Raw genomic sequence first — 5271 nt, 5'->3', positions numbered from 1 at the left:
CGATTTGACGTAGAGCCTAAAAAAATCCAACCGATGCCTTTTTTGGGAATCGATTGGATTAAATAAACGCTATTTATTCTAAATTTGCATGATTATTTTGCATTTCTTCTTCACTTATATCAAATGTTTCCATTAAGCCCAGAACCACGCTATCTAAGAACAATAATGATGATTGTTCAAATAAGCTTCCTAATGGTTGTTCAGACCCTTCAACATTGTGTTTTGTGCCAGCTGGTAACTCAATTACTGTTTCAGCTAACTCACCAATTGGAGAATCAGGGCTTGTTGTTAATAATACAACTTTAGCACCTATTGATTGTGCTTTTTCAGCTAATAAGCGTAAATGTTCAGTTGAACCCGAACCAGATAAAATAACAAATAAATCATGTTCTTTAATAGAAGGTGTCGTTGATTCACCTACTACAAATGCTTCTTTACCAAGTTGATTAAGTCGCATTGCGAAACTATTTGCCATAAATCCTGAACGGCCTTTACCTGCAGTGAAGATTCTTTGCGCACCATTCACATCATTTGCAAAACGGTCATATTGTTCATCTTCAACATGTGATAACGTTCGATCTAATTCTTCAAGAATTAATTTGTAATTAGTAAATTGAGACATAATTACTTACCTTCAATCGCGTCACGACATTGTTTAGCAGCTTCGACTGGATCATCAGCGTTAGCAATACCGCCACCAACGATAACTAAGTCAGGTTGTTCTGCAACAATATCTTTAATTGTATCTGGTTTAATACCACCAGCTACAGCAACTTTAGAATTCTTAATGACAGATTTAACAGTACGTAAACTGTCTAATGGAGATTGACCTTCTGCTTGTAAGTCATAACCAGTGTGTACTGCAATATAGTCAGCACCCATTTCATCTAATTCTTTTGCACGTTTTTCTAAATCTTGTACCGCAATCATATCAACTAATAATTGTTTATCATGTTTGTGCGCTTCTTCAACTGCCGCTTTAATTGAAGCGTCTTCAGCCACACCTAAGATTGTTACAACATCTGCACCAAATTTAATTGCTTGGCTTACTTCATAATCTGCTGCGTCCATAATTTTAAGGTCAGCTAATACTTTAGCGTTGCTAATATTTTCATCTAAATGTTGAACTGCTGGTAAACCTTCGTTGATTACGATTGGCGTACCAATTTCTACGATATCTACATATTCCTCAACTTTTTTAGCTAATTCTGCTGCTTCCTCTTTGTTTAATAAATCGATTGCTAATTGTAATTCCAATGCAAACATCCTTTCATTACTAAAGTGATATATCTTCAGTTCTTATTTTATCTTTCACATTCATTAGTCTACCCGTCTTATAAATTTTTAAACGATACTCCTAAACCTAACAATTTACTCACTTATCACATACAATACTTACAGTAAATCAACTCTTTAAAGGTATAATTACCACTTTTTCTGAATAAATTGAGCAGAGATGTACAATTAGTCTCTTCTTTTTAGTAAAATAAATAGATAAACATATTGTATGGTTGCAAGGAGTGAAAGTGTTGGAACTCATTAACGCTGAAGAAGTACAACAATTATTAACATCATTCGAAAATAAACCTGTATACCTACACGTTGAAACGACTAATGGTGCATATGCAAATCATTTCGATCAACGTGTCTTTAATGCGGGTACATTTTTAAGAAATATACAAGTCACATATGAACATGCACAACTTAAAGGTGGAGAGAAAGACCCCTATAGAGTTGGTTTAAAACTTCGTGACGGAGGTTGGGTCTATGTTCAAGGACTAACGCATTACGAAATCAATAACAACAACGAATTTTTAATCGCAGGATTTAACTATGAAGGTCAATTGGCTGCCACAATCGAGATTAGTGAAAAGCCATTTACAGTATAGAGGAGGTTTATTCATGAAAGATGAAAGACACGTGTTAATGATATTCCCACACCCTGATGATGAAACCTTCTCATCAGCTGGAACGATTGCAAGTTATATTGATAACGGCATTCCTGTCACTTATGCATGCCTAACATTAGGACAAATGGGACGTAATTTAGGTAATCCTCCTTTTGCAACTCGAGAATCACTACCTGATATACGTGAACGTGAATTAGAAGAAGCGATGAAGATTATTGGCATCACCGATTTACGTAAAATGGGATTACGTGATAAAACGGTTGAATTTGAACCTCATGAACAAATGGATGACATGGTTAAAAAGTTGATTGAAGAAACAAATCCATCAGTGATTATTTCATTCTATCCTAAATTTGCTGTCCATCCCGACCATGAAGCAACAGCTGAAGCCGTAGTAAGAACCGTAGGACGTATGCCAGAAGAAGCACGACCACGTTTACAACTTGTAGCGTTTAGTAATGATGCACCAGAAATACTAGGCGAACCAGATATATTAAATGACATTCGTGCATATCGAGATCTTAAATTGAAAGCTTTCGAAGCACATGCATCTCAAACTGGTCCATTTTTAAAACAATTAGCGAGTCCAGAAGTCGGTGGCGAAACACAAAGTTTCTTAGACGTTGAACCGTATTGGACATATCATTTTGAATCTTAAGGGGAGGTAAACAATGACTGAATTTGATTTATCCACACGTGAGGGTCGTTGGAAACACTTTGGCTCAGTTGACCCAATCGAAGGTACAAAACCAACAACTAAAAATGAAATGACTGACTTACAAAGTACACATAAAAATTTCTTATTTGAAATTGAAGAAGTCGGCATTAAAAATTTAATTTACCCCGTTAATATTGATCGTTTCCAAACGGCGGGACAATTTAGCTTTTCAACGAGCTTAAATAAAGATGAAAAAGGCATTAACATGAGCCGTATTCTAGAAAGCGTAGAAAAACATTACAGCAATGGTTTAGAGTTGAATTTCGATACACTGTATCAAGTATTACGTACATTACAGACAAATATGAAACAGAACTCAGCAGGTGTTGATGTTTCGGGTAAATGGTTCTTTGATCGCTTTAGTCCAGTAACGAACATTAAAGCAGTAGGCAATGCCGATGTCACTTACGGATTAGCCATCGAACATGATCAAATTACACGCAAAGAAATTACAATTGAAGCAACTGTAACAACACTATGCCCATGTTCTAAAGAAATCAGTGAATATTCAGCCCACAACCAACGTGGTGTAGTTACAGTTAAAGTTTATTTAGATAAAAACAACCAGGTTGTTGATGATTATAAAGATAAAATTCTAGATGCTATGGAAGCAAATGCAAGTTCAATCTTATACCCAATTTTGAAACGTCCAGATGAAAAACGTGTTACAGAACGCGCTTATGAAAATCCACGATTCGTCGAAGATTTAATTCGTCTTATCGCTGCTGACTTGGTAGAATTTGATTGGATAGATGGTTTTGACATTGAATGTCGTAACGAAGAATCTATTCACCAACATGATGCATTTGCGAAATTAAAATATAGAAAATAATCGTTGCATATAAATAATAAGGCAGTTGTCACACGTTTCAAATGTGATAACTGCCTTGTTTAATATTTATAAATATTAGTGTTAATGTTTAGCCATTTTCTTTTCACCAGGTTTAACGAAACACATAGCTACAACACTAATTAGTGATGCGATCACGGCTGACACAAACATTGAAGAGTAGCCATAACTTGCTACTAAGTACCCTGTTAATGTTGGTGCAATAACAGTAGCTGAGTTAACGAAAAAGTGTGTAATACCGCCATATGTACCAGTCTTATTAGGTGCAGTATCAATAATTACTGACCAATATACACCATTAGGTAGGAATATAAAGGCATTCCCTATCATCATTAAAATCATGATTGCAACGATACTATGCGTAAATGGAATAATTAAGAAACAAATTGCCGCACAAATCATTCCGGCAATTGCAAAGTATGAACGTGCAATACGTAAATCCCCAGTTTTATGACGTAGCCAGTCAGAGATATGTCCACCAAAGTAAATTGTGAAACATGCACCAATCCACGGAACCATACCTAAATACCATAGTGAGTGAATTTCAAAATGATACTCGTCTTGTAGATACTTTGGTGTCCAAGTTAATATTAAGAAATTAACATATTGGAAACCAAAATACCCAAACATGTTACCAACTAACGTTGGACTTTTAAAGAAATGGTACCATTTTTCATCTTTTACATCTTCAGTTTCAATCGTTTTCTCAACATTTAAACTACCTTCCGTTGAACGAATTTCTTTTAATTCATCTTTAGAAACACGCTTGTTATCTTCTGGATAATCTGTAAACACGAATGCCCAAATGATTACCCAAACTAAACCGAGAGCCCCTAATATCATGAATAATAATCTCCAGCTTGCTATTGTTAAGAAACCAGATACGATTGGAGCTGTAATTAATGCACCAAGTGGCACACCTATAAGTCCAAGTGCTGATAATAATCCACGTTCCTTAGGTGCAGCCCAATTGGCATTAGTCTTACTAATAATTGAGAATACAGGACCCTCTGCAACTCCAAATAATACTCTAAGTAATCCAAATCCTACTAACGCAGAACCTCCAAAAATGGCCATACCTAACTCTCCAGCATATGCCATTGCCATTTCAGCGATAGACCATGCAGTTCCAGCAATAATCCAGACAAACTTTGGCCCCTTCTTATCAGCTGTTAAACCACCAACCAGTGATCCTAGCATGTATCCGTATCCAAAGTAGCCTAGAATTTTACCCCAAGCGATCGTATCAAACCCATATTCACTGATAATGTCTTTTTGTGCATATGAGATAGCGCCACGGTCTATGTAGTTAATCATCGTCATTATAATGATCATCGTGATAATAAAGTATCTATATTTCTTCATCATAGCCCCCACCCTTTGTCAGAAAAATTACTTTACTATGACATTTTATCACACTTTTGAAAACGTTATCATACAGATTTGAATAAAAAACCACAATCCTCATATGAGAATTGTGGAAAATCAATTAATTTTTAGTATAAGATTTTTAGTCATAGACTTTAAGATTTATCTATCCTTAGCTTCATCTTCGTCCTCTTTTTTACGACGTCTTCCAAATAATAGTAATCCTAGACCAGTTATTAATGATAATAATAATGGTTTATCAGATTTTTCTTCACCAGTATTAGGTAACGAATTTGTTGTGCTTGTACTACTGTGTGACTCACTTGAACTTTCTGAGTCACTCATACTTTCTGATGTTCTTGTACTAATCTGTGAATCACTTGTACTTTCTGAGTCACAAATACTAACTGATGTGCTTGTACTAC

The 5271-nt window shown here is 35.4% G+C and carries 7 protein-coding genes; 3 read left to right on the top strand and 4 right to left on the bottom strand.

Annotated elements, in window-relative coordinates:
- Positions 1-73: 73 nt before the first annotated feature.
- On the bottom strand, positions 74-622 hold the full coding sequence (gene hxlB / locus F1592_RS13205) for a 6-phospho-3-hexuloisomerase (protein ID WP_053017979.1): 549 nt from the start codon (positions 620-622) through the stop codon (positions 74-76).
- Positions 623-624: 2 nt separating this feature from the next.
- Positions 625-1257 (bottom strand): 3-hexulose-6-phosphate synthase, encoded by a 633-nt coding sequence (gene hxlA, locus F1592_RS13200; RefSeq protein ID WP_011276675.1) that lies wholly within the window; start codon positions 1255-1257, stop codon positions 625-627.
- Positions 1258-1526: 269 nt separating this feature from the next.
- On the opposite strand from hxlA, the gene F1592_RS13195 reads away from it, so the two are divergent.
- From F1592_RS13195 to folE2, 3 genes are read left to right on the top strand one after another with little or no spacing between them, the layout of a single operon-like run.
- Positions 1527-1889 carry a YojF family protein gene (locus F1592_RS13195; protein WP_161772886.1) on the top strand — a complete coding sequence of 121 codons (363 nt, stop codon included), beginning with the start codon at positions 1527-1529 and terminating at the stop codon, positions 1887-1889.
- Between the two features lie 13 nt (positions 1890-1902).
- Positions 1903-2568 carry a bacillithiol biosynthesis deacetylase BshB2 gene (gene bshB2 / locus F1592_RS13190; protein ID WP_053017978.1) on the top strand — a complete coding sequence of 222 codons (666 nt, stop codon included), beginning with the start codon at positions 1903-1905 and terminating at the stop codon, positions 2566-2568.
- A gap of 13 nt (positions 2569-2581) precedes the next feature.
- Positions 2582-3460 (top strand): GTP cyclohydrolase FolE2, encoded by an 879-nt coding sequence (gene folE2, locus F1592_RS13185; RefSeq protein WP_053017977.1) that lies wholly within the window; start codon positions 2582-2584, stop codon positions 3458-3460.
- 81 nt (positions 3461-3541) lie between these two features.
- Here folE2 and F1592_RS13180 read toward each other — a convergent pair whose 3' ends face one another.
- Positions 3542-4843, bottom strand: a complete 1302-nt coding sequence (locus tag F1592_RS13180; RefSeq protein WP_053017976.1) for an MFS transporter — start codon at positions 4841-4843, stop codon at positions 3542-3544.
- Positions 4844-5008: 165 nt separating this feature from the next.
- Positions 5009-5271: LPXTG cell wall anchor domain-containing protein (locus tag F1592_RS13175; protein ID WP_149814192.1), on the bottom strand; the 263-nt coding region annotated here is incomplete at its 5' end.

This window comes from Staphylococcus sp. GDX7P312P (assembly GCF_008385775.1).
Classification (GTDB): domain Bacteria; phylum Bacillota; class Bacilli; order Staphylococcales; family Staphylococcaceae; genus Staphylococcus; species Staphylococcus haemolyticus.
This window is presented reverse-complemented; position numbering and strand designations above follow the sequence as displayed.

Bases quoted from the DNA above. Each gene is read 5' to 3' on its own strand.
- folE2 (WP_053017977.1), top strand. From the start codon at position 2,582: ATGACTGAATTTGATTTATCCACACGTGAGGGTCGTTGGAAACACTTT.
- hxlB (WP_053017979.1), bottom strand. From the start codon at position 622: ATGTCTCAATTTACTAATTACAAATTAATTCTTGAAGAATTAGATCGA.
- F1592_RS13180 (WP_053017976.1), bottom strand. From the start codon at position 4,843: ATGAAGAAATATAGATACTTTATTATCACGATGATCATTATAATGACG.
- bshB2 (WP_053017978.1), top strand. From the start codon at position 1,903: ATGAAAGATGAAAGACACGTGTTAATGATATTCCCACACCCTGATGAT.